The organism is Streptomyces sp. NPDC026589 (genome assembly GCF_040638385.1).
Taxonomy (GTDB): Bacteria; Actinomycetota; Actinomycetes; order Streptomycetales; family Streptomycetaceae; genus Streptomyces.
In genome coordinates, this window is sequence record NZ_JBEZYG010000030.1 from 91582 (window position 1) to 116698 (window position 25117).

General features: G+C 71.9%; 23 protein-coding genes and 1 pseudogene. 12 read left to right on the top strand and 12 right to left on the bottom strand.

Translation table 11 applies throughout. From position 1 onward, the window contains the following. Nucleotides 1–14: 14 nt before the first annotated feature. Nucleotides 15–1184 (top strand): hypothetical protein, encoded by a 1170-nt coding sequence (locus AB0F29_RS35920; protein ID WP_361881461.1) that lies wholly within the window; start codon nucleotides 15–17, stop codon nucleotides 1182–1184. A 79-nt stretch (nucleotides 1185–1263) separates the two neighbouring features. Here AB0F29_RS35920 and hflX read toward each other — a convergent pair whose 3' ends face one another. The 6 genes from hflX to miaA form a co-directional block, all read right to left on the bottom strand. Further along, a complete protein-coding gene (gene hflX, locus AB0F29_RS35925; protein WP_361881464.1) occupies nucleotides 1264–2784 on the bottom strand; it encodes a GTPase HflX in 1521 nt (506 codons plus the stop codon). A 131-nt stretch (nucleotides 2785–2915) separates the two neighbouring features. After that, nucleotides 2916–4361, bottom strand: a complete 1446-nt coding sequence (locus tag AB0F29_RS35930) for a M1 family metallopeptidase (RefSeq protein ID WP_361881467.1) — start codon at nucleotides 4359–4361, stop codon at nucleotides 2916–2918. Between the two features lie 210 nt (nucleotides 4362–4571). After that, nucleotides 4572–6740 carry an HD domain-containing protein gene (locus AB0F29_RS35935; RefSeq protein WP_361881470.1) on the bottom strand — a complete coding sequence of 723 codons (2169 nt, stop codon included), beginning with the start codon at nucleotides 6738–6740 and terminating at the stop codon, nucleotides 4572–4574. A gap of 171 nt (nucleotides 6741–6911) precedes the next feature. After that, nucleotides 6912–7778 (bottom strand): diaminopimelate epimerase, encoded by an 867-nt coding sequence (gene dapF, locus AB0F29_RS35940; RefSeq protein ID WP_361881473.1) that lies wholly within the window; start codon nucleotides 7776–7778, stop codon nucleotides 6912–6914. 131 nt (nucleotides 7779–7909) lie between these two features. Further along, nucleotides 7910–8362: a hypothetical protein gene (locus AB0F29_RS35945; RefSeq protein WP_361881517.1), complete on the bottom strand. Its 453-nt coding sequence runs from the start codon at nucleotides 8360–8362 to the stop codon at nucleotides 7910–7912. Between the two features lie 107 nt (nucleotides 8363–8469). Further along, the gene (gene miaA, locus AB0F29_RS35950; protein WP_361881476.1) at nucleotides 8470–9408 is read right to left on the bottom strand and encodes a tRNA (adenosine(37)-N6)-dimethylallyltransferase MiaA; all 939 of its coding nucleotides are present in this window, start codon (nucleotides 9406–9408) and stop codon (nucleotides 8470–8472) included. Nucleotides 9409–9620: 212 nt separating this feature from the next. Here miaA and AB0F29_RS35955 point away from each other — a divergent pair, with 212 nt between their 5' ends. Next, nucleotides 9621–9935, top strand: a complete 315-nt coding sequence (locus tag AB0F29_RS35955) for an antitoxin (protein ID WP_361881479.1) — start codon at nucleotides 9621–9623, stop codon at nucleotides 9933–9935. A gap of 63 nt (nucleotides 9936–9998) precedes the next feature. On the opposite strand, the gene AB0F29_RS35960 is transcribed toward AB0F29_RS35955, so the two are convergent. Further along, nucleotides 9999–10718 carry a class III extradiol dioxygenase subunit B-like domain-containing protein gene (locus AB0F29_RS35960; RefSeq protein WP_361881481.1) on the bottom strand — a complete coding sequence of 240 codons (720 nt, stop codon included), beginning with the start codon at nucleotides 10716–10718 and terminating at the stop codon, nucleotides 9999–10001. Nucleotides 10719–10966: 248 nt separating this feature from the next. Next, nucleotides 10967–12487 (bottom strand): tRNA (N6-isopentenyl adenosine(37)-C2)-methylthiotransferase MiaB, encoded by a 1521-nt coding sequence (miaB, locus tag AB0F29_RS35965; protein ID WP_361881484.1) that lies wholly within the window; start codon nucleotides 12485–12487, stop codon nucleotides 10967–10969. A 188-nt stretch (nucleotides 12488–12675) separates the two neighbouring features. Here miaB and AB0F29_RS35970 point away from each other — a divergent pair, with 188 nt between their 5' ends. Next, nucleotides 12676–13677: a TAXI family TRAP transporter solute-binding subunit gene (locus AB0F29_RS35970; protein ID WP_361881487.1), complete on the top strand. Its 1002-nt coding sequence runs from the start codon at nucleotides 12676–12678 to the stop codon at nucleotides 13675–13677. A gap of 98 nt (nucleotides 13678–13775) precedes the next feature. Here the strand turns inward: AB0F29_RS35970 and AB0F29_RS35975 are convergent, their stop codons facing one another. After that, nucleotides 13776–15170, bottom strand: coding sequence for a HAMP domain-containing sensor histidine kinase (locus AB0F29_RS35975; protein WP_361881490.1), 1395 nt, complete (start codon nucleotides 15168–15170; stop codon nucleotides 13776–13778). Nucleotides 15171–15189: 19 nt separating this feature from the next. After that, nucleotides 15190–15882 carry a response regulator transcription factor gene (locus tag AB0F29_RS35980; protein WP_361881493.1) on the bottom strand — a complete coding sequence of 231 codons (693 nt, stop codon included), beginning with the start codon at nucleotides 15880–15882 and terminating at the stop codon, nucleotides 15190–15192. A gap of 451 nt (nucleotides 15883–16333) precedes the next feature. On the opposite strand from AB0F29_RS35980, the gene AB0F29_RS35985 reads away from it, so the two are divergent. From AB0F29_RS35985 to AB0F29_RS36025, 9 genes are all read left to right on the top strand, one after another. Then, nucleotides 16334–17119 (top strand): amino acid ABC transporter ATP-binding protein, encoded by a 786-nt coding sequence (locus AB0F29_RS35985; protein WP_026291196.1) that lies wholly within the window; start codon nucleotides 16334–16336, stop codon nucleotides 17117–17119. A gap of 32 nt (nucleotides 17120–17151) precedes the next feature. After that, complete coding sequence (locus tag AB0F29_RS35990) at nucleotides 17152–18075, top strand: glutamate ABC transporter substrate-binding protein (protein WP_018961837.1); 924 nt, start codon at nucleotides 17152–17154, stop codon at nucleotides 18073–18075. 191 nt (nucleotides 18076–18266) lie between these two features. Further along, a complete protein-coding gene (locus AB0F29_RS35995) occupies nucleotides 18267–18914 on the top strand; it encodes an amino acid ABC transporter permease (RefSeq protein ID WP_007458744.1) in 648 nt (215 codons plus the stop codon). Continuing rightward, nucleotides 18911–19852, top strand: coding sequence for an amino acid ABC transporter permease (locus tag AB0F29_RS36000; protein ID WP_361881498.1), 942 nt, complete (start codon nucleotides 18911–18913; stop codon nucleotides 19850–19852). Before AB0F29_RS35995 ends, AB0F29_RS36000 begins: the two co-directional genes overlap by 4 nt. Nucleotides 19853–20029: 177 nt before the next feature. Further along, entirely contained in the window at nucleotides 20030–21733 is a 1704-nt protein-coding gene (locus AB0F29_RS36005; protein ID WP_361881500.1) for an FAD-dependent monooxygenase, read from the top strand. 40 nt (nucleotides 21734–21773) lie between these two features. Further along, nucleotides 21774–21860 (top strand): putative leader peptide, encoded by an 87-nt coding sequence (locus AB0F29_RS36010; RefSeq protein WP_311605579.1) that lies wholly within the window; start codon nucleotides 21774–21776, stop codon nucleotides 21858–21860. 74 nt (nucleotides 21861–21934) lie between these two features. Then, nucleotides 21935–22546, top strand: coding sequence for a cysteine dioxygenase (locus AB0F29_RS36015; RefSeq protein ID WP_361881502.1), 612 nt, complete (start codon nucleotides 21935–21937; stop codon nucleotides 22544–22546). Nucleotides 22547–22593: 47 nt separating this feature from the next. Beyond that, complete coding sequence (locus AB0F29_RS36020) at nucleotides 22594–22989, top strand: rhodanese-like domain-containing protein (protein WP_361881520.1); 396 nt, start codon at nucleotides 22594–22596, stop codon at nucleotides 22987–22989. Between the two features lie 294 nt (nucleotides 22990–23283). After that, nucleotides 23284–23958 (top strand): hypothetical protein, encoded by a 675-nt coding sequence (locus AB0F29_RS36025; protein WP_361881505.1) that lies wholly within the window; start codon nucleotides 23284–23286, stop codon nucleotides 23956–23958. A 178-nt stretch (nucleotides 23959–24136) separates the two neighbouring features. Here the strand turns inward: AB0F29_RS36025 and recX are convergent, their stop codons facing one another. Further along, complete coding sequence (gene recX, locus AB0F29_RS36030) at nucleotides 24137–24865, bottom strand: recombination regulator RecX (protein WP_361881508.1); 729 nt, start codon at nucleotides 24863–24865, stop codon at nucleotides 24137–24139. 3 nt (nucleotides 24866–24868) lie between these two features. Further along, nucleotides 24869–25117: pseudogene (locus AB0F29_RS36035) on the bottom strand (DNA recombination/repair protein RecA); the annotation flags it as partial.

A 25117-nucleotide genomic window follows, 5' to 3' on the forward strand; every position in this document is an offset into this window, starting at 1 on the left:
GGCGCGCACGGCGCATGCCCTCCACCGCGCTCGCCGCGACCGCCGTCGCCGCCGTACTGGCGCTCACCGCCACGGCGTGCGGTCCGGAGGAGGACAACGCGGGCGGCACGCCCAGTGCCTCGGCCGACCAGTCGTCCGACGGCAAGGTCGTCATCCCGGACGACCTCAAGAACCGTCTCAAGGAGCACGGGATCGACCCCGACAAGTGGCGGGACGGGGAGTGGAAGAACTGGGACAAGGACAAGTGGCTGCGTGAGGCCAAGGACTTCGTCAACCCGATCATCGACGGCCTGTGGGACCCGGACCGGATGCGGGAGGCCGACAAGCCCCCGGAGAACCCGGTCGACAACGACATCTCGGGCGACGACGGCGTGACGGACCCGACGCCGGCCCCGGTCCAGGCCGCCGGGGTCGCGACGCCGTACCACGACAACGCCCCCGAGTCCGGGAAGCTGCTCTTCGACGGCCCGCAGGGCTCGATGGTCTGTTCCGCGACCGTGGTGAAGGACCCGGCGAACCCCGGCAAGTCCAACATGGTGTGGACCGCCGGGCACTGTGTGCACGCGGGCAAGAAGGGCGGTTGGTACCGCAACATCGCCTTCGTCCCGGCGTACAACAACGACGGCCTGTCGCTGGCCGAGCTGGAGACCGCGCCCAAGGAGAAGATCGCTCCTTACGGTGTGTGGTGGGGCCAGTGGGCCCAGACCTCCGAGCAGTGGATCGCCGAGGGCGCGGCCGTCGGCGGCCAGGGCGCCCCGTACGACTTCGCGGTGCTGCATGTGACGCCGGAGAAGGGCGCGGGCGGCAAGTCGCTGGAGGAGACGGTCGGTTCGGCGCTGCCCGTCGAGTTCGACGCTCCCGCCGTGCCGGAGATCGACGCCATGACGGCCACGGGTTACCCGGCCGCGCCGCCGTTCGACGGTCAGAAGCTGCTCCAGTGCGAGGACAAGCCGGGTCGGCTCTCCGTCTTCCAGGACCAGCCCACGATGTACCGCGTCGGCTGCACGATGACCGGCGGTTCCTCCGGCGGCGGCTGGGTCGCGGCCGGGCAGGACGGCAAGCCCGCCCTGGTCTCGAACACCTCGATCGGCCCGGTCACCGCGGGCTGGCTGGCCGGGCCCCGGCTCGGCAAGGAGGCCGAGGGCATCTACCGCGCGGTGAGCGAGAAGTACGCGGGCCAGTAGGTCGCACGCCGAAGGCCCGGCCCTCCCGGATCTCTCCGGAAGGGCCGGGCCGTCGGCTTGTCGCGCGGTTACACGGCTGTCAGTGCGCGGCGGGGACGAAGGTCCCGAGCTCCGCGGCCAGCTCCTCGTGGACCTGGGCCTTGAGCAGGGTGCCCTCGGCGGTGTGCTCCTCGGAGAGCACCTCGCCCTCGGCGTGCACCCGGGAGACCAGAGCCCCCTGGATGTACGGCACGAGCACCTCGATCTCGACGGACGGCCGGGGCAGCTCGGCGTCGATGAGCGCGAGCAGCTCGTCGATTCCGGCGCCGGTCCTGGCCGAGACCGTGATGGCGTGCTTCTCGTTGCGCAGCAGCCGCTGGAGGACCAGGGGGTCTGCCGCGTCCGCCTTGTTGATCACGACGATCTCGCGTACGTCCACCGCGCCGACGTCCCGGATCACCTCGCGCACCGCGGCGAGCTGCTCCTCCGGCACCGGGTGGGAGCCGTCCACCACGTGGAGGATGAGATCGGACTCGCCGACCTCCTCCATCGTGGAGCGGAACGCCTCGACCAGGTGGTGCGGCAGATGCCGGACGAACCCGACGGTGTCGGCCAGGGTGTAGATGCGGCCGCTCGGCGTCTCGGCCCGGCGGACGGTCGGGTCCAGGGTGGCGAACAGGGCGTTCTCCACCAGGACACCGGCCCCGGTCAGGCGGTTGAGCAGCGAGGACTTGCCCGCGTTGGTGTATCCGGCGATGGCGACGGAGGGCACCTTGTTGCGCTTGCGCTCCTGCCGCTTGATCTCGCGGCCGGTCTTCATCTCCGCGATCTCCCGGCGCATCTTCGCCATCTTCTCGCGGATCCGTCGCCGGTCCGTCTCGATCTTGGTCTCACCGGGACCACGGGTGGCCATGCCGCCACCGCCGCTGGAACCGCCGCCGCCCATCTGACGGGAGAGCGACTGACCCCAGCCACGCAGCCGAGGCAGCATGTACTGCATCTGGGCCAGCGAGACCTGCGCCTTGCCCTCGCGGGACTTGGCGTGCTGGGCGAAGATGTCGAGGATCAGGGCGGTCCGGTCGACCACCTTCACCTTGACGACGTCTTCCAGGTGGATCAGCTGGCCGGGGCTCAGCTCACCGTCGCAGACGACGGTGTCGGCGCCGGATTCGAGCACCATGTCCCGCAGCTCCAGCGCCTTGCCCGAGCCGATGTAGGTGGCCGGGTCCGGCTTGTCGCGCCGCTGGTACACCGCGTCCAGCACCTGTGCGCCCGCCGTCTCGGCGAGTGCGGCGAGCTCCGCGAGGGAGATCTCCGCGTCACGCACCGTCCCCGAGGTCCAGACACCGACCAGCACCACGCGCTCCAGGCGCAGCTGGCGGTACTCGACCTCGGTGACGTCCTCGAGCTCCGTGGAGAGGCCGGCCACGCGTCGCAGCGCGGCACGCTCGGAGCGGTCCAGCTGATCGCCGTCCCGCGCTCCGTCGATCTCCTGGCTCCAGGCGACGTCCTCTTCCATCAGGGCGTCGGCCCGAAGGCTCTCGGTGAGGCTCTCGGTCGCGTTCTCCGTGGCGCTCTGCGCGTTCTGCGCGTCCTGGGGAAGGGAAGAAGAGGAGGTCATTGGATCCTTACGTCGATAGAAGTCGTTACGTCAGTCACAACGTGTGATCTTCCCGGATGATTCCCTGCCGGGAACTCCGGTGCGGTCCGCCGCGCCGACGCGTCGATAGTGGCACGGCCCCACCGGGCCCGTCACGCGGGTTTCGCGCTGCTCCAGTCGGGGTGGCCGGGCATCGGCGGGGTCTTCTCGCCGTACAGCCAGCCGTCGAAGAAGGCGGACAGGTCCCGTCCCGCGATGCCGGACGCCAGCCGGGTGAAGTCCGCGGTGGTCGCCGTGGAGTCCCGGTGCACCCGGACCCAGGTGCGCTCCAGCCGGTCGAAGGCGGCCTCGCCGATCTCCTGGCGCAGGGCGTAGAGCACCAGCGCGCTGCCGTCGTACATGACGGGCCGGAACAGGCTGAGCTTCTGCCCCGGGGCCGGGCCGTCCGGGTGCGCCGGAGGGCCGCCGTCCGCGCGCCAGCCGTCGGAGAGCTTGTACGCCTCACGCATCCGCCGCTCCAGGGTCCCGCCGCCGTTCTCCTCGGCGTACCGGGCCTCGTACCAAGTGGCGTGTCCTTCGTTGAGCCACAGGTCGGACCAGCTCGCGGGCGAGACGCTGTCGCCGAACCACTGGTGGGCCAGCTCGTGGATCATCACCGAGTCGACGTACCACTCCGGGTAGCCGGGCTCGGTGAAGAAGGACTTCCCGAACAGCGACAGCGTCTGGGTCTCCAGGGCGAAGCCGATGGGGCTGTCCGCGACGAGCACCCCGTAGGTCTCGAAGGGGTAGCGGCCGACCTGCTCCTCCATCCACTCCAGCTGGGCCGGGGTCTTCTTCAGCCAGGGCTCCAGCTTCTTCCGGTCGGCGGCCGGGACGACGTCGCGCACCGGCAGTCCGTGGGGGCCGGTGCGGTGCAGGACGGCGGAGCTGCCGATGGAGACCTGGGCCAGTTCGGTCGCCATGGGGTGCTCGGTGCGGTAGGCCCAGGTGGTCGTGGCCCCGCGCCGGGTCTTCCCCGCCGGCAGGCCGGCCGCGACCGCCGTCAGCTTCTCGGGGGCGGTGATCCGGAAGGTGAAGTACGCCTTGTCGGAGGGGTGGTCGTTGCCGGGGAAGACCCGGTGGGCGGCGTCGGCCTGGTTGGCCATGGCGAGGCCGTCGGCGGTGCGGACCCAGCCGCCGTCGTCCCCGGATCCGCTCGGGTCGCTGGTGTGCCGGACGGTGATGTTCAGCGGTACGCCCGCGGGGAGGCGGCGGGGGGCCTGGACGACCAGGTCCTCGCGCTTGCTGCCGAAGTCGGCCGCAAGTCCGTTGACCTCGACCCCCTGGACGGTGCCCCGGGCGAAGTCGAGGTTGATCCGGTCCAGCGGGGCGGTGGTGCGGGCCCTGATCTTCGTGACCGCGTCCAGGGGCTCGGTGTTGCGGCCGTGGTACGTGAAGGCGATGTCGTACGCGAGGACGTCGTATCCGGGGTTGCCCAGCTCGGGGAAGAGCCGGTCGCCGATGCCCAGGGGCTCGGGGGCGGGCAGGGTGGCGGCGACGAGGGTGGCCGAGGCGGACGCCAGCAGGGCGGCGCGCAGGCGGCGGGAGAGGAGCGGCATGGACTACCGCTATCAGCGCATCGCCGCCCGGCCGGGGAGCCGCGCGCCGCGCCACTCGAACGAGAACGCGTCACCGGTGGGAGGAGCGGTTCCGCCGGCCGTGAGACACCGCCTCGGGCCGGGGCGCTTCCGGGTTTCCGGGCTTCTGGTTTCCGGGCTTCTGGGGCTGCTCAGCCCGCCGGGGCCGCCGGCGAGGGTCCGGGCAGCGGCTCAGCCGGCCGGGGCCGGGTGCTGGGCGCGGGTGACGTCGTAGACCCCGGCGACCTCGCGCATGGCACGCATCAGGGCGGGAAGGCCCGCCGCGTCGGGGAGCTGGAGCGTGTAGGTGTGGCGGACGCGCTGTTCGCTGGGCGGTTCCACGGTGGCGGAGACGATCGCTGCTTCGGCGGTGGCGATGGCCTCGGTGAGGTCGGCGAGGAGCCGGGGGCGGCCGAAGGACTCGGCGACCAGGGTGACCCGGCAGCCCGCGCCGGATTCCCGGCCCTCCGCCTCGGCCCAGCGTGCCCCGACCGGGGCGCGGCCGATCTCCTGCATGGCGGCCACGGCGGGGCACTCGCGGCGGTGCACGGTGACCGTGCCGCCGCGGACGGTGAAGCCGGTCAGCTCGTCGGGGGGCACCGGCGTACAGCAGCCGGCGAGGCGCACCGGCGCGTCCGGCCCGTCGACGAGGACGCCGGTGGCGCGGGGGCCCGACCGGGTGCGCGCCGACGCGGTGGCCTGGGCGTCGCGCTCCGGGGCGGCGGGCTCGGCCGGGCCGGGTCCGCCCGTCTCCACGGACGTCATCGTCGAGGGGGTGGGCTTCGCCTCGTCGGGGTGGTCGGTGAGCCAGCCGGTGATCGCGATCCGGGCGGTGGGGGTGCGCGCGTGGTCGAGCCAGTCGGGCGAGGGACCGGACGCGGTGTCCTGGGCGAGCAGCAGCTGCACGGTGTCGCCGTCGCTGAGGACGGTGCTGAGGGTGGCGAGGCGGCCGTTGACCCGGGCCCCGATGGAGGTGTGCGCCCGGTCGCCGTACTGCGCGTAGGCGGCGTCGACGCAACTGGCCCCGGCGGGCAGCCCGAGGGTGCCTCCGTCGGTGCGGAACACGGTGATCTCCCGGTCCTGGGCGAGGTCGTCGCGCAGGGTGGTCCAGAAGGTGTCGGGGTCGGTGGCGGACTCCTGCCAGTCCAGCAGCCGGGAGAGCCAGCCGGGCCGGGTGGGGTCGGCGCGCTCGTCGGACGGCTCGCTCTGCGGGGTGGCGGCGTGGTCCTGGGCGTACGGGTTGCCCAGCGCGACCACGCCCGCCTCGGCGACCTTGTGCATCCGGTGCGTGCGGATGAGGACTTCGGCGACGGCGCCTCCGGGGCCGACGACCGCGGTGTGCAGCGACTGGTACAGGTTGAACTTGGGAGCGGCGATGAAGTCCTTGAACTCGGAGATCACCGGAGTGAAGCAGGTGTGCAGTTCACCGAGGACGGCGTAGCAGTCGGCGTCCTCGGTGACGAGGACGAGCAGTCGGCCGAAGTCGGTGCCGCGCAGTTCGCCGCGTTTCCCGCGGACCCGGTGTACGGAGACGAAGTGGCGTGGCCTGATGAGGACTTCGGCGGTGATGCCCGCGTCGCGCAGGGTGCCCCGTACGTTGTCGGCGATGGTGTCGAGGGGGGCGTCCGGGCCTGCCGCGGCGGCGATCAGGGCGCGAGTGTGCTCGTACTCCTCGGGGTGCAGGATCGCGAAGACCAGGTCCTCCAGCTCGGTCTTGAGCGCCTGCACGCCGAGCCGTTCGGCGAGCGGGATGAGGACGTCGCGGGTGACCTTGGCGATCCTGGCCTGCTTCTCGGGGCGCATCACGCCGAGGGTGCGCATGTTGTGCAGCCGGTCCGCGAGCTTGATCGACATGACCCGGACGTCGTTGCCGGTGGCGACGAGCATCTTGCGGAAGGTCTCCGGTTCCGCGGCGGCGCCGTAGTCGACCTTCTCCAGCTTCGTCACGCCGTCGACGAGATAGCAGACCTCGTCGCCGAACTGCTCGCGTACCTGGTCGAGCGTCACTTCCGTGTCCTCGACGGTGTCGTGGAGCAGGGAGGCGGTGAGGGTGGTGGTCTCGGCGCCGAGCTCGGCGAGGATCAGGGTGACGGCCAGCGGATGCGTGATGTACGGCTCGCCGCTCTTGCGCATCTGGCCGCGGTGCGAGGACTCCGCGAGGACGTAGGCCCGGCGCAGGACGGTCAGGTCGGCGTCGGGGTGGTGGGCGCGGTGCGCCTCGGCGACATGTCCGATGGCGTCGGGCAGCCGGTCGCGGGAGACCGGGCCCCGCAGTGCCACCCGGCCCAGTCTGCGCAGGTCGATCCGGGGGCGGCTCCGCCTGCGTAGGGGAGCGCCGGGATCGGCGGCCTCTGCACTCATGGGCACCTCCGGCGACGTCGACCGGCGCTGGGGAGGAGCGGATGCCCCTCGGGACCGGTGCTTGATGCTATCGACCCCACCACGTGGCGCAGTCCAGCTCTCGCCCAGCGTGAAACGGATCACCCATTCGAGCGAAGCTCGGGCTGGTCATCGTTTCGAGCGAGCCATTCCTCAGGAGGTTTCGAGCCAGACCGGGTCGATGACGCCCTCGGCGACGATCACCGCCGGTCCGGTCATGTCGATACCGCCGTCGGGGTGCTCGGTGATGACGAGGGTGCCGCCGGGGAGGTCCACCCGGTAGGTGGCGGGCAGGCCGGTCTTCGCGGGGTCGGCGCCGTCCCGGCGGGCGGTGGCGACGGCGACCGCGCAGGCGCCGGTGCCGCAGGAGCGGGTCTCGCCGGAGCCGCGCTCGTGGACGCGCATACCGACGTGGCGCGGGCCCCGGTCGACGACGAACTCGACGTTGACGCCGTCGGGGTAGACGGCGCCGGGGCTGACGGGCGGGGCGGTGAGCAGGTCGCCGGCGTGGTCGAGGTCGTCGACGAAGGCGACCGCGTGGGGGTTGCCCATGTTGACGTTGTGGGCGGGCCAGCTGCGGTCGCCGACGCTGACCGTGACGTTCTCCTCGGGCAGCAGGGCGCGTCCCATGGAGACCGTGATGTCGCCGTTCTTCGCGAGGTGCACGCGCTTGGGGCCGCCCCGGGTGGCGACGGTGAGGTCGCCCTCCTCGACGAGGCCGACGCGCTGGAGGTAGTGGGCGAAGACCCGCACGCCGTTCCCGCACATCTCGGCGATCGAGCCGTCCGCGTTGCGATAGTCCATGAACCACTCGGCCGCGTCCGCCATGGAGCGCGCCTCGGGGTGCGCGGCGGACCGCACGACGTGCAGCAGGCCGTCCCCGCCGATGCCGGCCCGGCGGTCGCAGAGCCGGGCGACGACGGCGGCGGGCAGCGTGAGGGCGTTGTCCGGGTCCGGGACGATCACGAAGTCGTTCTCGGTGCCGTGACCCTTGAGGAAGGCGATCTGCGAGGTGCTCACAGGCCAACTGTACGAGGCGGCGCCGACAACCCGCACGAGCGGACCCGGCGGCCGGGCCCGCGACCGGCACAGGGCCCCGGCGCCGGGGCCCATGACGCGCGGGCGGGCCCGGCGCAGGGCGTGTCCCGCCGTCAGCGCAGTCGGTCCACGCGCCAGACGGCGAGCGCGACCAGGGCGGCGCCGGTCGCGGCGTACAGCGCGATCACCCGCCAGTCGGGGCGGGCGCCGGAGCCGCGGGAGGGCAGGCCCGGCCAGGTGTGCCCGACGCGGCGGGCGGCCATCATGCCCCAGCCGGCCGCGCAGCAGCTGATCAGGAGCCCCAGCATGGCGACGATGGCGCCGCCGTCGCCGAACTCGAAGGCGAGGGGAAAGGCGAACATCAGCGAGCCGACCGCGGCCAGTACGACGATGGGGGCGAGCTGCCAGATCCGCAGCTTGCGGGTGGGCCGCAGCTCGACCTCGACCTCGGGGGTCATGTCCTGCTCGTCGGGACCGTCAGGACTCAGCCGTCCCGCGGTCTCCCGCGGTGACGGCACGTCGTGCTCTGTGTCGCGCTGCTCCGTGTCGCGAGGGCCGGCCTCCATCGCCACGCGCCCTCCCAACTCGGACTCCACTGGTGGATCGATGCTCGATGATGGCACGATCACGGGTGCCGAATTGACGGGCGGAGCTTCCCGATGCCATCACGTGATCAGGCTGTGACCGCTCGTTCGACCAACGCCAGCGCCCGGTGCGGGAGTTCCCCCCGGTCGCGGTGGCCGCCGCCAAGCCACACGACACGCGCGTCACGGCGGAACCAGGAGTCCTGACGGCGGGCGAAGCGCTTGGTGGCGCGTACGGTCTCGGCCCGCGCGTCGTCCTCGGTGCGCTCCCCCGCGAGCACCGTGAGGATCTGCTGGTAGCCGAGGGCCCGCGATGCCGTGAGGCCCTCGCGCAGCCCGGCCGCCTCCAGGGCGCGCACCTCGTCCACGAGCCCCGCCTCCCACATCCGGTCGACGCGCAGGGCGATGCGCTCGTCCAGTTCGGGGCGGTCCACGTCGACGCCGATCTGCACGGCGTCGTAGACCGGCTCCTCGCCGGGGAGGTTGGCGGTGAACGGCTTGCCGGTGATCTCGATGACTTCGAGGGCGCGGACGATGCGGCGGCCGTTCGTCGCCAGAATGGACCGGGCCGCCGCCGGGTCGGCGGCGGCGAGGCGTTCGTGCAGGACGCCCGAGCCGCGCTCGGCCAGTTCCGCTTCGAGGCGGGCGCGCACCCCGGGGTCCGTACCGGGGAACTCCAGGGCGTCGATGGCGCCCTTCACGTACAGCCCGGAGCCGCCGACGAGGATCGGCGTGCGTCCCTCGGCGAGCAGCCGGTCGATCTCCAGGCGGGCCAGTCGCTGGTACTCGGCGACGCTGGCGGTCTCGGTGACGTCCCAGATGTCCAGCAGCCGGTGCGGCACGCCGTCGCGCTCGGGGAGCGTCAGCTTCGCGGTGCCGATGTCCATGCCCCGGTAGAGCTGCATGGAATCGGCGTTGATCACCTCGCCGCCGAGCCGCTGGGCGAGAAAGACCCCCAGATCCGACTTTCCGGCTGCGGTGGGGCCTACGACGGTGATGACGCGGGGGGCGGGAGCGGGAGGGGTCACCCGGACAGTCTCCCAAAAATCCGGGCGCTCCCGACCGCACCGGGTGTCCGTGGGGGGCGCGGCCGTGCGCGGAGAGCGACGTCGGGGGAGCGCCGGGGAAGCGCAATGAGGCGTGTAAAAACGGCAAGAACGGACAAGTGACGGACAATGGGGGCGGGAGAACGCTCCCGCGAACAGTTCTCAACAGTCCTCACTGCACGGAAGGTGACCCAATGGGGTTCCTGGACAACCTGAAGGCCAAGCTGGGACCGGCCAAGGACAAGGTCGGCGACCTCGCGCAGCAGCACGGGGGCAAGATCGAGCAGGGCCTCGACAAGGCCGCGCGCACGGTCGACCAGAAGACCAAGGGCAAATACAGCGACAAGATCGATTCGGGGACGCGCAAGGCCAAGGAGGCCGTGGACAAGCTGGGCAACAAGGACGGGGGCACCCCTGGCACCCCAGGTGCTCCCGGTACGCCCGGTACCCCTGGTACGCCCGGTGGTACCCCTGGCAACACCCCTCCTCCGCCGCCGCCCGCCCCCTGACACGGTGACCGCGGGCCGGCGGCGGGTACGGGGCAGAGTGTCCCGTACCCGCCGCCGGCCCGTTCAGGACCAGGCGGCGACGGTGTACCCGACGCCGTACGGGGCGTCCTCGTACAGCAGCCGGCCCGCGAGCCCGGCGGACCGCGCGGCGCCGCCGAGCAGCTGCCAGGGGGCACGCCCGGCCGCCTTGAGGTCACGGGCGAGCGTCGCGTCGAGCGCGGCGAGGGCGTCGAGGTCCGCGGAGCCGAGCGCTTCGGTGGCGCGGGCGTCGAAGGCGGCGGCCCGCTCGTCGAGGTAGCCGGGGGCCTTGAGGGTGCGGCAGGCGCTGCCGTCGCCCATCACCAGGAGCGCGACCCGCTCGGCACGCCGGGCCAGGGAGTGCCCGGCCGCCGCGCACTCCGGGGCGGCCTCGCTCTCCGCCACGGCGAACCCTTCGACGGGAGCGCCCGTCCACCGGGCCCGGCCCAGCAGCCAGGCGCCCACGGTGAGGGATCCCGGCAGCGGCCGGTCCGGGGCGGCGGCGTCCCGCGGTGCGTCGCCGAGCGTCACGTCGAGGGCCACGCCGACGCCTCGGAAGGACCCGCGCGCCCCTGCCGGGTGGAGCCCGGCGGACCGGTCGTCGCCCGGCCCCACGACGACGAGCAGGTCCGGGCGCGAGGCGGCGAGCACCCCCACGGCGTCGAGGCACGCGTCACGTGCGGCGTCGAGTTCGGGGGCGGCCCCGGCGGCGACCTCGGGCACCAGGAGCGGCGGACAGGGGCACACGGCGGCGGCGACAAGCATGCCGGTCAGCGTACTTGCCGTCAGCCGGAGGCCGGGGGCCGGTCGGCCGCGCCGGCCCCGCGTGCCGGGGCCGACGCCACAGCTCACCGGGCCGCGTGCCGGGGCCGACGCCACTGCCCACGGGGCCGCGTGCCGGGGCCGACGCCACTGCCCACGGGGCCGTGCGCCGCGGCCGACGGCTGCTGCCCCGAGCCTCCGTCCGGCTGCTGGAGCGGGTCCCGGCCGGGACCGCTGAGCGGCCCGGTCCGTCAGCCGATGCCGCAGGCCGGGGCCGCGGTGGCCGGGAGCGGGTCCGGGGCGCCGATGCCGGGGAGGCCGAGCATCACCCCGGCGGGCTTGGCGGCCGCCTCGGTGGTGCGCTTCTCCCAGGCGTCGCCCGCGCGGGTGGACCGTACGGCGAGCGGTGTGCCCTCGGCGAGCAGGTGGTGCGGGGCGGCGTAGGTGATCTCGACGGTCACGACGTCGCCGGGGCGCACGGCCTTCTCGGGCTGGGTGAAGTGGACCAGGCGGTTGTCGGGGGCGCGGCCGGAGAGGCGCCGGGTGGCTCCGTCCTTGCGGCCCTCGCCCTCCGCGACCATGACGTCCAGGGTGCGGCCGACCTGCTTCTTGTTCTCGTCCCAGGAGATCTGCTCCTGGAGCGCGGACAGGCGCATGTACCGCTCCTGGACGACCTCCTTGGGGATCTGGTCGTCCATGTCCGCGGCGGGGGTTCCGGGGCGCTTGGAGTACTGGAAGGTGAACGCGTTGGCGAACCGCGCCTCGCGGACGGCGTGCATCGTCTGCGCGAAGTCCTCCTCCGTCTCGCCGGGGAAGCCCACGATGATGTCGGTGGAGATGGCGGCGTCCGGCATCGCGGCGCGCACCTTCTCGATGATTCCCAGGAAGCGCTCCTGGCGGTAGGAGCGGCGCATCGCTTTCAGGATGCTGTCCGATCCGGACTGCATCGGCATGTGCAGCTGCGGCATCACGTTGGGCGTCTCGGCCATGGCGGCGATGACGTCGTCGGTGAAGTCGCGGGGGTGCGGCGAGGTGAAGCGGACGCGCTCCAGGCCCTCGATGGCGCCGCAGGCGCGCAGCAGCTTGGAGAAGGCCTCGCGGTCGCCGATGTCGGAGCCGTACGCGTTCACGTTCTGGCCGAGCAGGGTGATCTCGGAGACGCCCTCGGCGACCAGTGCCTCGATCTCGGCCAGGATGTCGCCGGTGCGGCGGTCCTTCTCCTTGCCGCGCAGCGCCGGGACGATGCAGAAGGTGCAGGTGTTGTTGCAGCCGACCGAGATGGAGACCCACGCGGCGTAGGCGGACTCGCGGCGGGTGGGGAGCGTGGAGGGGAAGGCCTCCAGGGACTCGGCGATCTCGATCTGCGCCTCCTCCTGGACGCGGGCGCGCTCCAGGAGGACCGGCAGTTTGCCGATGTTGTGGGTGCCGAAGACGACGTCGACCCAGGGGGCCCGCTTGACGATGGTGTCGCGGTCCTTCTGCGCGAGACAGCCGCCGACGGCGATCTGCATCCCGGGGCGCTTGGTCTTCATGGGCGCGAGGCGGCCGAGGTTTCCGTACAGCTTGTTGTCGGCGTTCTCCCGCACCGCGCAGGTGTTGAAGACGACGACGTCGGCGTCGCCGTCGGAGCCTTCGGGAGCCCGGACGTAGCCGGCGCCCTCCAGGAGACCCGACAGCCGTTCGGAGTCGTGGACGTTCATCTGACACCCGTAGGTGCGCACCTCGTAGCTCTTCTGGACGCCCACTGCTTCGCTCCGGTTGCCGCTGCTCATGGGACAAGGGTAGGCGGTTGCCGGGCGGCCCCCTCCCGTCCCCTTCCCCGGCCCCTCCCATCCCCTTGCCCGGCCCCTCCCGTCCGCCGCCCGTCTGCCTTCCGTCCGCCGCCCACCCGGTCCGCTGTGGGCCGGGCCTCATGGGGAAGCCTGGTCAGGGGGGCGGTCGAGCTGGCAGGATCGCGCGCATGTTCCACGCTCTGTCCCGATACGGCCGCCGGCGCACCCTGCGGACGGGCGCCGTCCTCGCGGTCGTGCTCGGGCTGCTCGTGTGGTGGTTGCAGCCCGAGGGGGACGAGGGGGACCCGAGCGGGTCGCTCATCTTCTCCACCGGTGTGCCCAGCGGTGTGTACCAGCGGTACGGGGAGCGGCTGGAGGTCGCGCTCGCCAAGGACATGCCGGAGGTGTCCACACAGCTGCGGACCAGCGAGGGGTCGCAGCAGAACCTCGCCCGGGTGGCGACGGGCGAGGCGGACTTCACCATCGCCACCGCCGACGCGGTGGCCACCTATCTGCGCGACGGCAGGCCGGGGGCCCAGCGCCTGCGCGGCTGTGTCCGGCTGTACGACGACTACGTCCAGCTGGTCGTCCCCCGCGACTCCGACGTGCGGAGGGTCTCCGATCTGCGGGGCAAGCGGGTGGGCGTCGGCCAGGAGGGTTCCGGGGTGCGGCTGGTCGCGGACCGGCTGCTGGCGGCGGCGGGGCTCGATCCGGCCGCCGACGTCACACCGGTGCCGGTGGGCATCGACACCATGCCCGTACGGCTGACCCAGGGCCGGCTCGACGCGTTCTTCTGGTCGGGCGGGCTGCCGACCGCGGCCGTGCAGCAGCTGTCGCGGCGCTTCGACATCCGGCTGGTGCCGCTGGCGGCCGAGCTGGTCGCGAAGCTCCAGTCGGCGACCGGTCCCACCCGCTTCTACCGGTCCGCCATGATGCCCGGCGACGCGTATCCGCAGGCCCAGCAGGGTCAGGCGGTGCCCACGGTCGCCGTCGCCAACCTGCTCGTGACGACCGACCGTACGGACGCGGCCATGACCGAGGCCTTCACCCGGACGGTGATCAACAGCCGGGACCGGATCGGCGGCGAGGTCCACGCGGCGCAGTTGGTGGATCTGCGGACGGCGATCTACACGGATCCGCTGGACGTGCACGACGGGGCCAAGGCCTACTACCGCTCGGTGAAGCCGTGAAGCCCCGCCGCGCGAAGCCCCGCCGCGCCTGAAGCCCCGCCGCTCCTGAAGCCCCGCCGCTCCTGAGGGGCCCACGGCGCCTCCCGTCCGGCTCCCCGTCAGCTCCCCGTCAGGTCGCGGGGGACCGAGACGGTCACCCGCAGGCCGTGCGGTTCGTGGTGCTCGTACGCGATCGAGCCGCCGCCCGCCGCGAGCAGCACCCGGGAGATGGAGAGGCCCAGGCCCGATCCACTGACGTTCTGGTGGCGGGTGCTGCGCCAGAAGCGGTCCCCGACACGCTCCAGCTCCGCTTCGGTGAGACCGGGGCCACGGTCGGAGACCACGACGGTCGCCGCGCGGGCTCCGGCGGCGACGGTGACGGTGACGTCCTCTCCGGCGGGGGTGAACTTCAGGGCGTTGTCGACCACCGCGTCCAGGGCGCTGGAGAGCGCGACGGGGTCGGCCCAGGCGGTGGCCGCCGGGGCCCCGTCCAGGGTGAGGTTCACGCCTTCCCGCTCCGCCATCGGGCGCCAGGAGGCGACCCGTTCGGCGGCGAGCGGGACGATGTCGATCAGCTGGAGGTCCGCCTCGGCGTGCTCGGCCAGCGCGAGGTCCAGGAGGTCGTCGAGAACCCGGGCCAGCCGCTTGCCCTCGGTGCGCACGGCCGCGATCTCCTCGCTGTCCTCGGGCAGCTCCAGGGCGAGCAGCTCGATGCGCAGCAGCAGGGCGGCGAGCGGGTTGCGCAGTTGGTGCGACGCGTCGGCGACGAAGGCGCGCTGCTGCTCCAGCACGTCCTCGACGTTGTCCGCCATCTCGTTGAAGGAACGCGCCAGGCGTCTGAGCTCCGGTGGCCCGGCGGAGGCGGCGACCCGGGAGCGCATACGGCCGCCGGCTATGTCGTGGGTGGCCGCGTCCAGGGTCCGTACGGGCAGCAGGACCCAGCCGGTGAGCCGTACGGCCGCGCCGACCGCCACCAGCAGCGCCAGCGCCTCGCCGAGGCCGATGAACAGCCATGTCCGCAGGATCCGGGACCGCATCTCGCCGGTGGGCGAGTCGAGGACGACCACGGCGACCACATCGCCGTCGCGCACGACCGGTGAGGCGACAACGACGCGTCCGTCGCGCCAGGGCCAGATCTGCGGGGGGTCGTGCGAGCGGCGGCCCAGCAGCGCCTCGTTGAAGGCCGTGCGGCCCTCGCCCTCGGCGGGCAGGGTCCAGTAGCCGGGGGCCTTGGCCAGGGCCCGGTAGTGCCGGAAGAAGACGCCGGCGCGGATGTCGTACACGGAGGCGTAGAGCTCCAGGTCGGTCTGGAGGGTGCGGCGCCGCTCCTCGCTGTCCGGGGAGGTGTCGGTGATGGACTGCGCCAGGGCGGCGAACCGTGCGGTGTCGTCGATCCGGTCGATCACCAGCCGCTGCTGCTCGGCGGCGGCCACGCTGATCGCGAGCGGGAAGCCGAGGGTGAGCAGGACGGCGGCCATCAGGACGATGAGCAGCGGGAGCAGACGGGAGCGCACCGGGAGACGTACCCGCCGGTTACGCGGACGGCGCGACGAGCCGGTAGCCGACGCCCCGCACGGTCTCGATCAGGGCGGGCAGCCGCAGCTTGGAGCGCAGGGAGGCGACGTGGACCTCCAGGGTGCGTCCGGTCCCCTCCCAGCTGGTGCGCCAGACCTCGCTGATGATCTGCTCGCGGCGGAAGACGACGCCGGGGCGCTGGGCGAGAAGGGCCAGCAGGTCGAACTCCTTGCGGGTGAGCTGGACTTCCGCGCCGTCGACGCTGACCCGGCGGGTCGGCAGCTCGATGGCGACCGGACCGAGGCGCAGGGCGGCGGCGGGGGTCGGCGCGGTGTCCTCGCCGCTGGTGGTGCGCCGGGCGACCGCGTGGATACGGGCGAGCAGTTCGCCGGTGTCGTACGGCTTGGTGACGTAGTCGTCGGCGCCGAGGTTGAGGCCGTGGATCCGTGAGCGCACATCGGCGCGGGCGGTGACCATGATCACGGGGGTCGCGGTGCGTTTGCGGATCTTCCCGCACACCTCGTAGCCGTCCTGGTCGGGCAGGCCGAGGTCGAGGAGGATCACCCCGAAGGGCTCCTTGTCGGCGGGCAGCAGGGCGCGCAGGGCCTCCTCGCCGTTACGGGCGTGCACGACCTGGAATCCGTGCCGGGCGAGCACGGCGGACAGGGCCGCCGCGACATGGTCGTCGTCCTCGACGAGCAGCAGTCTCATGGCCCTCCTCTCCGTTTCTCCCGGGGCCGTGCGGCTCCTCGGGTCTCCGTGCTCCCCCGGGGCCGTGCGGCTCCTGGGGGACGTTCGCTTCGTCGTTCCGTCGGCAGCACCGTCGCACGGCGTCACCGCGTAGGGCCCGACATTAACCCGCGCTTCATCCACGAGATCTCCCGTGAGCCCCGATGAGACTTCCCGTTCTGCGGTGTTTCACGTCTTTCTCGTTCCTGGCATCCACGCCGATGAACGGCACACCAGTCAAGAGCCTCCCGGTTACAGCAGGGTTCCGTTACGCACCCGGTACGCCTCCGGGGCGGCGCGTGACGTCCTGTTCACGCGGAGTGTCCGGTTGCCGCCGGATCGTTATGCTCAATTTCCGCTCAGATGTAATGACGTTGGTAGCACTGCGTCATTACTGTCCTTGTTCAACCGAGGAGGACGGAGCAAGAAGCCGATGAGCGGAGTTTCAGTGACCAAGGACGCCGAGGATGCCGCGCCCGCGGCGAACGACCTGGTCGTACTGAGCAACGTCAACAAGCACTTCGGCGCGCTGCATGTGCTCCAGGACATCGACCTGACCATCGCCCGTGGCGAGGTCGTGGTCGTCATCGGGCCTTCCGGGTCCGGCAAGTCCACGCTGTGCCGCACGATCAACCGCTTGGAGACGGTCGATTCGGGAGCGATCTCGATCGACGGCAAGCCCCTGCCCCAGGAGGGCAAGGAGCTGGCCAGGCTGCGTGCCGACGTGGGCATGGTCTTCCAGTCGTTCAATCTCTTCGCACACAAGACGGTGCTGGAGAACGTCATGCTGGGCCAGGTCAAGGTCCGCAAGGCCGACAAGAAGGCGGCGGAGGAGAAGGCCCGGACCCTGCTCGACCGGGTGGGCGTCGGCGTACAGGCCGACAAGTACCCGGCGCAGCTCTCCGGTGGCCAGCAGCAACGCGTCGCGATCGCACGGGCGTTGGCGATGGACCCGAAGGTCATGCTCTTCGACGAGCCCACGTCGGCGCTCGACCCGGAGATGATCAACGAGGTCCTGGAGGTCATGCAGCAGCTGGCCCGGGACGGCATGACGATGATCGTCGTCACCCACGAGATGGGCTTCGCCCGTTCCGCCGCCAACCGCGTCGTGTTCATGGCCGACGGGAAGATCGTCGAAGAGGCGACCCCCGACCAGTTCTTCAGCAACCCGCGCAGCGACCGGGCCAAGGACTTCCTGTCGAAGATCCTTCACCACTGACGACAACGACCCACGACCTAAGGATTGCTCACATGAAGCTCCGTCAGTCCGCCGCCGTCGCGGCCATCGCCGTCCTCGCCCTGACCGCGACCGCCTGCGGCGGCAAGGAGGGCTCCGCCGGCGACAAGCCGGGCGGCACGAAGCCCGGTTCCTCCGAGGCCCCCGCACTGCCCACGTACACCGCGGCCAAGGACGTCGCCCTGGACTCCCCGGTCTTCAAGAAGGCCAAGGAGCGCGGCAAGCTGATCATCGGTGCCAAGGCCGACCAGCCGTACCTCGGCTTCGAGGACCAGTCGACCAAGGAGCGCTCGGGCTTCGACATCGAGATCGCCAAGATGGTCGCGGCCGACCTCGGCTTCTCCGACAAGCAGATCGAGTGGAAGACCGTCGACTCCGGCGTCCGTGAGACGGCCATCTCTAAGGGCCAGGTCGACTACTACGTCGGCACGTACACGATCAACGACGAGCGCAAGAAGCAGGTCGGCTTCGCCGGGCCGTACTACAAGGCCGGCGCGGACCTCCTGGTGCGCAAGGACGACAAGTCGATCACCGGCAAGGACTCGGTGAAGGGCAAGAAGGTCTGCTCGATCGTCGGCTCCACACCGCTCCAGGAGATCAAGAAGCCGGAGTACGGCGCGAGCGTCGTCGAGCTGGCCAAGTACTCCGACTGCGTGCAGCAGCTGCTGACCAAGCAGGTCGACGCCGTCACCACGGACGACTCGATCCTCAAGGGCTACGCCGCCGCCAACTCCGGCAAGCTCCACGTCGTCGGCGACCCGTTCACCGACGAGCCCTACGGCGTCGGCCTGAACAAGGACGACAAGGTGCTCCGCGAGGCCATCAGCAAGTCGCTGGAGGAGCGCGTCAAGGACGGCACGTACAAGAAGATCTACGAGGCCACGCTGGGTCTGTCCGGTTCGGACTACGTCGAGCCGCCGGCCATCGAGCGCTACTGACGCCGTCGGCCGACGGGCCGCGGGCTCCGGCCCGCCGTCCGTCGGCCGGCACCCCGTCATCCGTCACGACGCCCCGCGAGTGACCCAGGCGTCCCGTACACCACCGCCGTCCCGGTTCTTCCGGGGGCCGCGGGCGTACGGGGCGCCCCTTCCCCTGCCCTGATGCCGCTGACCGCCGACGCGGAGACCTCATGAACGTACTGCTCGACAATTTCCCAGAGTTCCGCGACGGCTTCATAGGAACCGTGTCGATCACCGCCGTCAGCTCGGTTATCGCCCTGGTCCTCGGTGTGCTCATCGCCGGATTCCGGGTCTCGCCGGTGCCGCCGCTGCGGTACTTCGGCACCGCCTGGGTGACGCTGATGCGCAACACCCCGCTGACGCTGCTCTTCCTGATCTTCTTCTTCGTCGTACCCGAGATCCTCTTCCCGGGGATGAGCCCGTTCGTGCTCGGCTCGCTGGCGCTCGGCTTCTACACCTCCTCGTTCGTGTGCGAGGCGGTCCGCTCGGGCATCAACACCGTGCCCCTGGGACAGGCCGAGGCCGCGCGCTCCATCGGCATGACGTTCGCCCAGACCCTGCAGATCGTGGTGCTCCCGCAGGCGACCCGGACCGTGATCCCGCCGCTGAGCAGCATCTTCATCGCGCTGACGAAGAACTCCGCGATCGCCGGCGCCTTCAGCGTCGCCGAGCTGTTCGGCTGGCAGAAACTGATGAGCGACAAGGGCTACGACATCGTCCCCGTCTTCATCTGGGTGGCCATCGGCTACCTGATCGTCACGTTTACCATCAGCGGCCTCTTCCGGCTGCTGGAGCGTCGCATGGAGGTCGCCCGATGAGCGCCAGCGTTCTCTACGACGCCCCGGGTCCCAAGGCCGTCGTCCGCAACCGGATCTACGCGGTCGTCGGCAGCCTCGCCATCGCGGCGCTGATCGCGATCAGCATCATGCGGCTCGCCGACAAGGGGCATCTCGCCCCCGCGATGTGGGACATCTTCAACTACACGGGCATCCGGCAGAACATCGCCGACGCCCTGATCGCCACGCTCAAGGCGTTCGGTCTCGCCGCGGTCGGCTCGCTGGTCCTCGGTGTGGTGCTGGTGGTGGGCCGGCTCTCCGACCACAAGCCGGTCCGCTGGGCGGCGACCACCTTCATCGAGCTGTTCCGCTCGCTCCCGCTGCTGATCACCATCTACGCCATCTGGGTCGGCTTCCTCACCGACTACTCGATGTGGGCGCTGGCCGCGGGTCTGTCCGTCTACAACGGCTGCGTCCAGGCCGAGGTGCTGCGGGCCGGCATCAACTCGGTGCCCAAGGGCCAGAGCGAGGCCGCGTACGCGCTCGGCATGAGCAAGACGCAGGTCATGGTCAGCGTCCTGATGCCGCAGGCCGTCCGGTCGATGCTGCCGACGATCATCGGTCAGCTCGTGGTGACCCTCAAGGACACCTCGCTCGGCTTCATCATCCTGTACCCGGAGCTGCTCCAGACCGCGCGGCTGATCGCCTCCAACACGCAGGTGAACGGCCAGTACCCGTACGTCTCGACGATCGTCGTCATCGGCACGCTCTACATCGCGATGTGCCTGCTGCTCTCGGCGCTGGCGACGTGGATCGAGAAGCGGGGCCGCCGCGCCAAGACCGGCATCAAGGTGGCGCCCGGCGCCCCGGCCGCCGGCATCCCGGCGATGGAGGCCGTTCCCGGCCCGGACGCGGGGGGCGCAGGGGGCGCAGGCCCGACGGCCGACGGTGCCGGTGGGACCGGTGTGAGGAAGGACTGACCGTCCCCGGGCCCTTCCCGGCCCTGACGAGCAGGAGCATTCGAGGCAGCGGCGCACGCGTCGCTGCCTCGGTCACTTGACGCAAGCACCACCAGTGGGTTGCATACGTTCTGTGATCACGCACCCGGCTTCCTATGCCACGTTCCGCATGACCGTAAGGGCCGGAGGGTACGAGCCGTGGACCCGGTGATCGTCGTCGGCGGCGGGCCCGTCGGACTGACGCTGTCGCTGGCCCTCGCCGCCCAGGGCGTCCCCTCGGTCGTTCTCGACGAGGGCCCCGGCACGGAGGAGCCCCGCCCCGCCCGCACGGTCGTACTGCGCGAGGACACCGCCGATCTGGTGGGCCGCCTCGGCTGCCGGGAGCTGGACCGGGCCGGACTGCGCTGGTCCGGGTGGCGTTCGATGCGCCGGAAGCAGCTGGTCCGGAACGTGCCGCTGAACGGGGGCGGCGGCGACGCGGACGAGGTCCCGCTCACCGGGCTCCTTCCCGCGCCGCTCCATGTTACGCAGCATGCGCTGAGCGCCGCGCTGCGCGCGGCGGCGGACAAGGAACCGCTGGTCCAGCGTGTGCCGCTGAGCCGGATCGACACGCTGGAGCAGGACCCCGACGGCATCACGGTGCACACGAGGAAGCCGGGCTCGACCTGGTGGCGCGGGAGCTATCTGGTCGGCTGCGACGGCGCCCGGTCGACCGTGCGCAAGCTGCTGGACATCCGGTTCCCCGGCCGTACGGCGGTGGAGCGGCATGCCGTCGCCGCACTCCGGGCCGAGCTGCCCTGGCCCGACGAGGCCGTCCTGCACCGGCAGCCTCCCTGGCGGACCGGGGGCGCCGAGGTCTCCGCCCGGCCGCTTCCGGACGGCGTCTGGCGGCTGGACTGGCTGCTGCCGCCACGTGGCGAACTGGTCACTCCCGAAGCTCTGATCACCCGTATCCGGGACACGCTGGCCGGCTGGTGCGGCGAGACCCCGGCGTACGAGCTGCTGGACACCGGCGTCCACACGCTCCACCACCGGCTCGCCCGGCGCTGGCGCAAGCAGCGGGCCTTCCTGGCGGGGGACGCGGCGCACCTGCTGGGCGCCGTGGGCACGCAGGGACTGGACGAGGGGATCCGGGACGCCGAGAACCTGGCCTGGAAACTGGCCCACGCCTGGCACCACGGCCCGGCCGAGCACCTCCTCGACAGCTATCAGGCGGAGCGCCGGGCGGCGGTGGCCTCGCGACTGCGCGCCGCCGACCAGTCGTTGCCGATACTGCGCGGCGGAGGCGGTCTGCGGACCCTGGTCCCGGGCGCCGCACGTGGTCACGACACCCTGCTCTCCGACGGCCATCTGGGCTGCGGAGCGCTGGGTGCGCCCCCTTCGTACTCGCACTCCCCCCTTGCACCACCGCACACGGAGGCGCACGCCGTCGTCGGTACGCCCTCCGGTGCGCCGGTCGCCGATGTGATGGTGACCGCGCCGGACGGGACGACGGTGCGGCTGAGGGAGCGGCTGGGGCAGGGCCATCCGCTGGTGGTCCTGGTCGCACCGGGGACCGGAGTCTGGGACCGGCGGCACTGGCAGACCGCAGGCGTCATGCCCCGCCTCACGGACGCCGTGGCGGCACTCCCCGGGGCGACGGAGCTGCTGGTCACCGAGAGCTATCCCGGAGCATCGGCGCACACCGTCCTGCTGGTCAGGCCGGACGGGCATCTGGTGGCCGCCTTCGGCGGCGTACGGCCGGCGGAGCTGCTCACCGCGGCACGGGCCGCTCTGGGCGGTGCGCCCCGCGAAGAGCGGGAGCCCGTGGAACCGGGCGACGGCGGGGACGAACACGACGCGGGGCGCGAACCGGAGCCCCGGGCACGGGTCCACGCCGACGGGACCGCCGGTCTCCATTGATCGATTGACCGTCACAGGCGCGCGTGGTGTACTCCAGATCATGACCGACACCGATGTGCGCCTGTGGCGGAGGGTCCATATGGACCTCGTCCGTTACGCGGGCTGCGTGTGTCGCCCGTCCTGCTGACTCGCCTCCCTCCGCCGGTACGTGCTGTTTTCCGCACGGCCGGAACCCGCGCGCGAACTCCCAGGACGGTCCTCGTGTCTTCCCCCAGCTCCGCCGTGCCCACGGCTGCCGCTGTTCCTTCCCCTTCCACCCCTGTGGCCGGGGGCTCCGCAACTTCCACCCCTGTGGCCGGGGGCTCCGCAATCTCTTCCGCCGCACCGACCGTCGCGGAGCTGATGGACTTCGTCCGCGGCGCCGCTCGGGACGAGTCGCTCATCGCCTCGCTCCCCCTCGATCCCGAGGGCCGCACCTGGATCCGGCTCGACGGACCGGGCGGCAGCGAAGCATGGCTGATCGGCTGGCCGCCGGGCACCGGCACGGGCTGGCACGACCACGCCGACTCGTTCGGCGCGTTCACCACCGCTGCCGGCGCCCTCAAGGAGCACTCGCTGGCCGTGCGGCTGCCCACCGACGGCTGGAAGACGCTGGAGCTGACGGACGGGGTGGACCGGTCGAGGAAGCTGGCGACCGGTCAGGGCAGGGCCTTCGGACAGAACCACGTCCATGAGGTCCTCAACGAGTCCGAGGTCGCCCACGCGGTCTCCGTCCACGCTTACTACCCGCCCCTGCCGCGGATCCGCCGGTTCAGCCGCACCGGTGCGGTGCTCCGCCTGGAGCAGACCGAGAGCCCAGAGGACTGGCAGTGAGCGAGGACCGGAACACGGACCGGGGCGAGGCCGTGCCGGCCGCCCCGATGCCCCTGGGCATCGACGAACTGCTGGAGCGGGTCAGGGCCGGCTACGACCGGATCAGCCCGCCCGAGGCTGCCGCGGCGGCGGAGGCCGGGGCCCTCCTGGTGGACATCCGGTACGCGGAGCTCCGCGCCCGGGACGGACTGATCCCGGGCGCACTGGTCGTCGAACGCAACGAACTGGAGTGGCGGCTCGACCCCCGCGGCAGCCACCGCGCCGACGAAGCGGTCGGCCACGACCTCCGGATCGTCCTCATCTGCAACGAGGGATACGCCTCCAGCCTCGCGGTCGCCTCCCTGCGGCAACTGGGCCTGCACCGCGCCACCGACCTGACCGGCGGCTTCCAGGCGTGGCGCGGCGCGGGCCTTCCCGTCATCTCCGCCGCCACCTCAACCTGACCCGGGAGCTGACGCCCGGGAGCCGGTCGCCGGGAGCTGGTGGCCGGGAGCTGGCGCCCGGGCATCAGATCCCGGGCATGCCTCCGAGATCTGCCCTCTGACGCCCGCCACCTCAGATCAGGTGGCGGGCGTCAGGCGTCAGGCATCAGGGAACAGGCGTCAGGGGACAGGCGTCAGGCATCCGATCCGTTCGGATGTCACACACCCGAACGCCACGTTCCACTAGAGCAATCGCCGTGCGTGACCGACATTCGCCTCACACAGAGGACCGAAATGTACGGAGATGACGTATTCATGGCGACCGCTCTCCTCACCCCCGACCAGCTCGACGGCCAGGCTTCCCAGCTGCACGACACTCAGGCGTGGCAGCAGATCGTCACGGGCTGGGAGCGCACGGTTCCCGAGCCTTCCGAGGCCCTGCTCACTCCGGCGGAGCCCACGTCCGCACGGCCCGTGGAACCCACGAAACCTGCGGAACCGGCGCCCACAGAGCCCTTCGACTGGCGGACCCTGCTGTCCGTGCCCGTGTACCGGCTCGTCGACGACACCCTGCGGACGCTGCCCGCCGCGCCCCCGCACGAGCGTCCGCTGCCCGGGAGGCTGGGTGCGATGCTGCCCGACCGCGTCCACCTCTGGCGGCGGGTCGGGCAGAGCGACCTCCGCCCGTCGGCCCATCTCGGCTACGCACGGCAGATCCTGGCCGAGTGGGGCTGGCAGAACACCCCGTACCGGCTGCGGAACACCCGTGGCGCACGCTGCGTCTGCGGCGCCCTCATCTCCGCGCACCGCCTCGGCTACGGCTCCCTCGACACCGTGGACCGGGCGGGTGCCTGGCTGATCACGGAGCTGCGCGCGCAGGGGTGGCCCGGACTGATCGGCCCCTGGAACCGCCATCCCGGCCGCACCGCAGCGGACGCCCTGGCACTCGTGGACGCCACCATCCGCCGCGCGTCCCTGGCGGGACAGTGACCATGGGCCCCTGACCATCGGACGCGTGCCGTCGGGGAGCGCTGACAGCTGGCTGTCGAAGGCGGCCGCCGGACGCTGCTGCCCACTGGCCGCTGGCCGTCGGATTACGGATATCGGTCGCCGCTACCCCCTGGTCGGCCCTCGCCCCCTGGCCCCGAACATCTCCGGTCCCCCGTACTCAGAAAGGCTCGTCCAGGCCTTCCGTGTCCTCGCCCTCCTCCTCCAGCGCCTGACGCACCACCCGCAGGGCCATGCCTTCCCCGTATCCCTTGCGTGCGAGCATCCCCGCCAGGCGACGCAGCCGCTTGTCCCGGTCCAGACCTCGCGTGGAGCGGAGTTTGCGGGCCACGAGCTCCCGCGCCGTCGCCTCCTCCTGATCCGGGTCGAGCCGACCGACCGCCTCGTCGATCACGGTGGAGTCCACGCCCTTCGTCCGCAGCTCACGGACGAGGGCACGGCGCGCGAGGCCCCGACCATGGTGCCGGGACTCCACCCACGCCCCGGCGAACGCCGCATCGTCGATCAGCCCGACGTCCTCGAAGCGCGCGAGCACTTCCTCGGCCGCCTCATCCGGGATCTCCCGCTTGCGCAGGGCGTCCGCGAGCTGTTTGCGCGTTCGCGGCGTCCCGGTGAGCAGCCGCAGGCAGATGTTGCGCGCCTGCTCGACCGGGTCGCGCGGCTCCCCCTTCTCGGCCCTCGACGAGGAAGGGGAGCCGCTGCTCCTGGTGCCGGAGCGGGCACGGCGGCCCGCCCCCTCGCCGAATCCGCTCCCAGCGCCCGCTCCACCGCGTGAGCGGCGCCCGGGCCGCGCCCCGGCGCCGGCCTCCGGTTCGACGGGCCCGTAGTCGGATTCGGGGTCGCCGCCGGGCTCGGCAGGGCCGCCCGGCCACTCCGTACGACGTGTCACGGCCTAGCTCTTGGCCGCCGCGGTCTTGGCCGGCTTGGCCTTGGCGGCCGCGGTGGTCGCCGGCTTCGCCGCCGCTTCGGCCGGTGCTCCAGCCGCCGTCGCAGCGGCGTCCGCGGCAGGCTCGCCCGCATCGGCGTCCGGGCGGACACCGATCCCCAGCTTCTCCAGGATCTTCTTCTCGATCTCGTTGGCGAGGTCGGGGTTGTCCTTGAGGAAGTTGCGGGCGTTCTCCTTGCCCTGGCCGAGCTGATC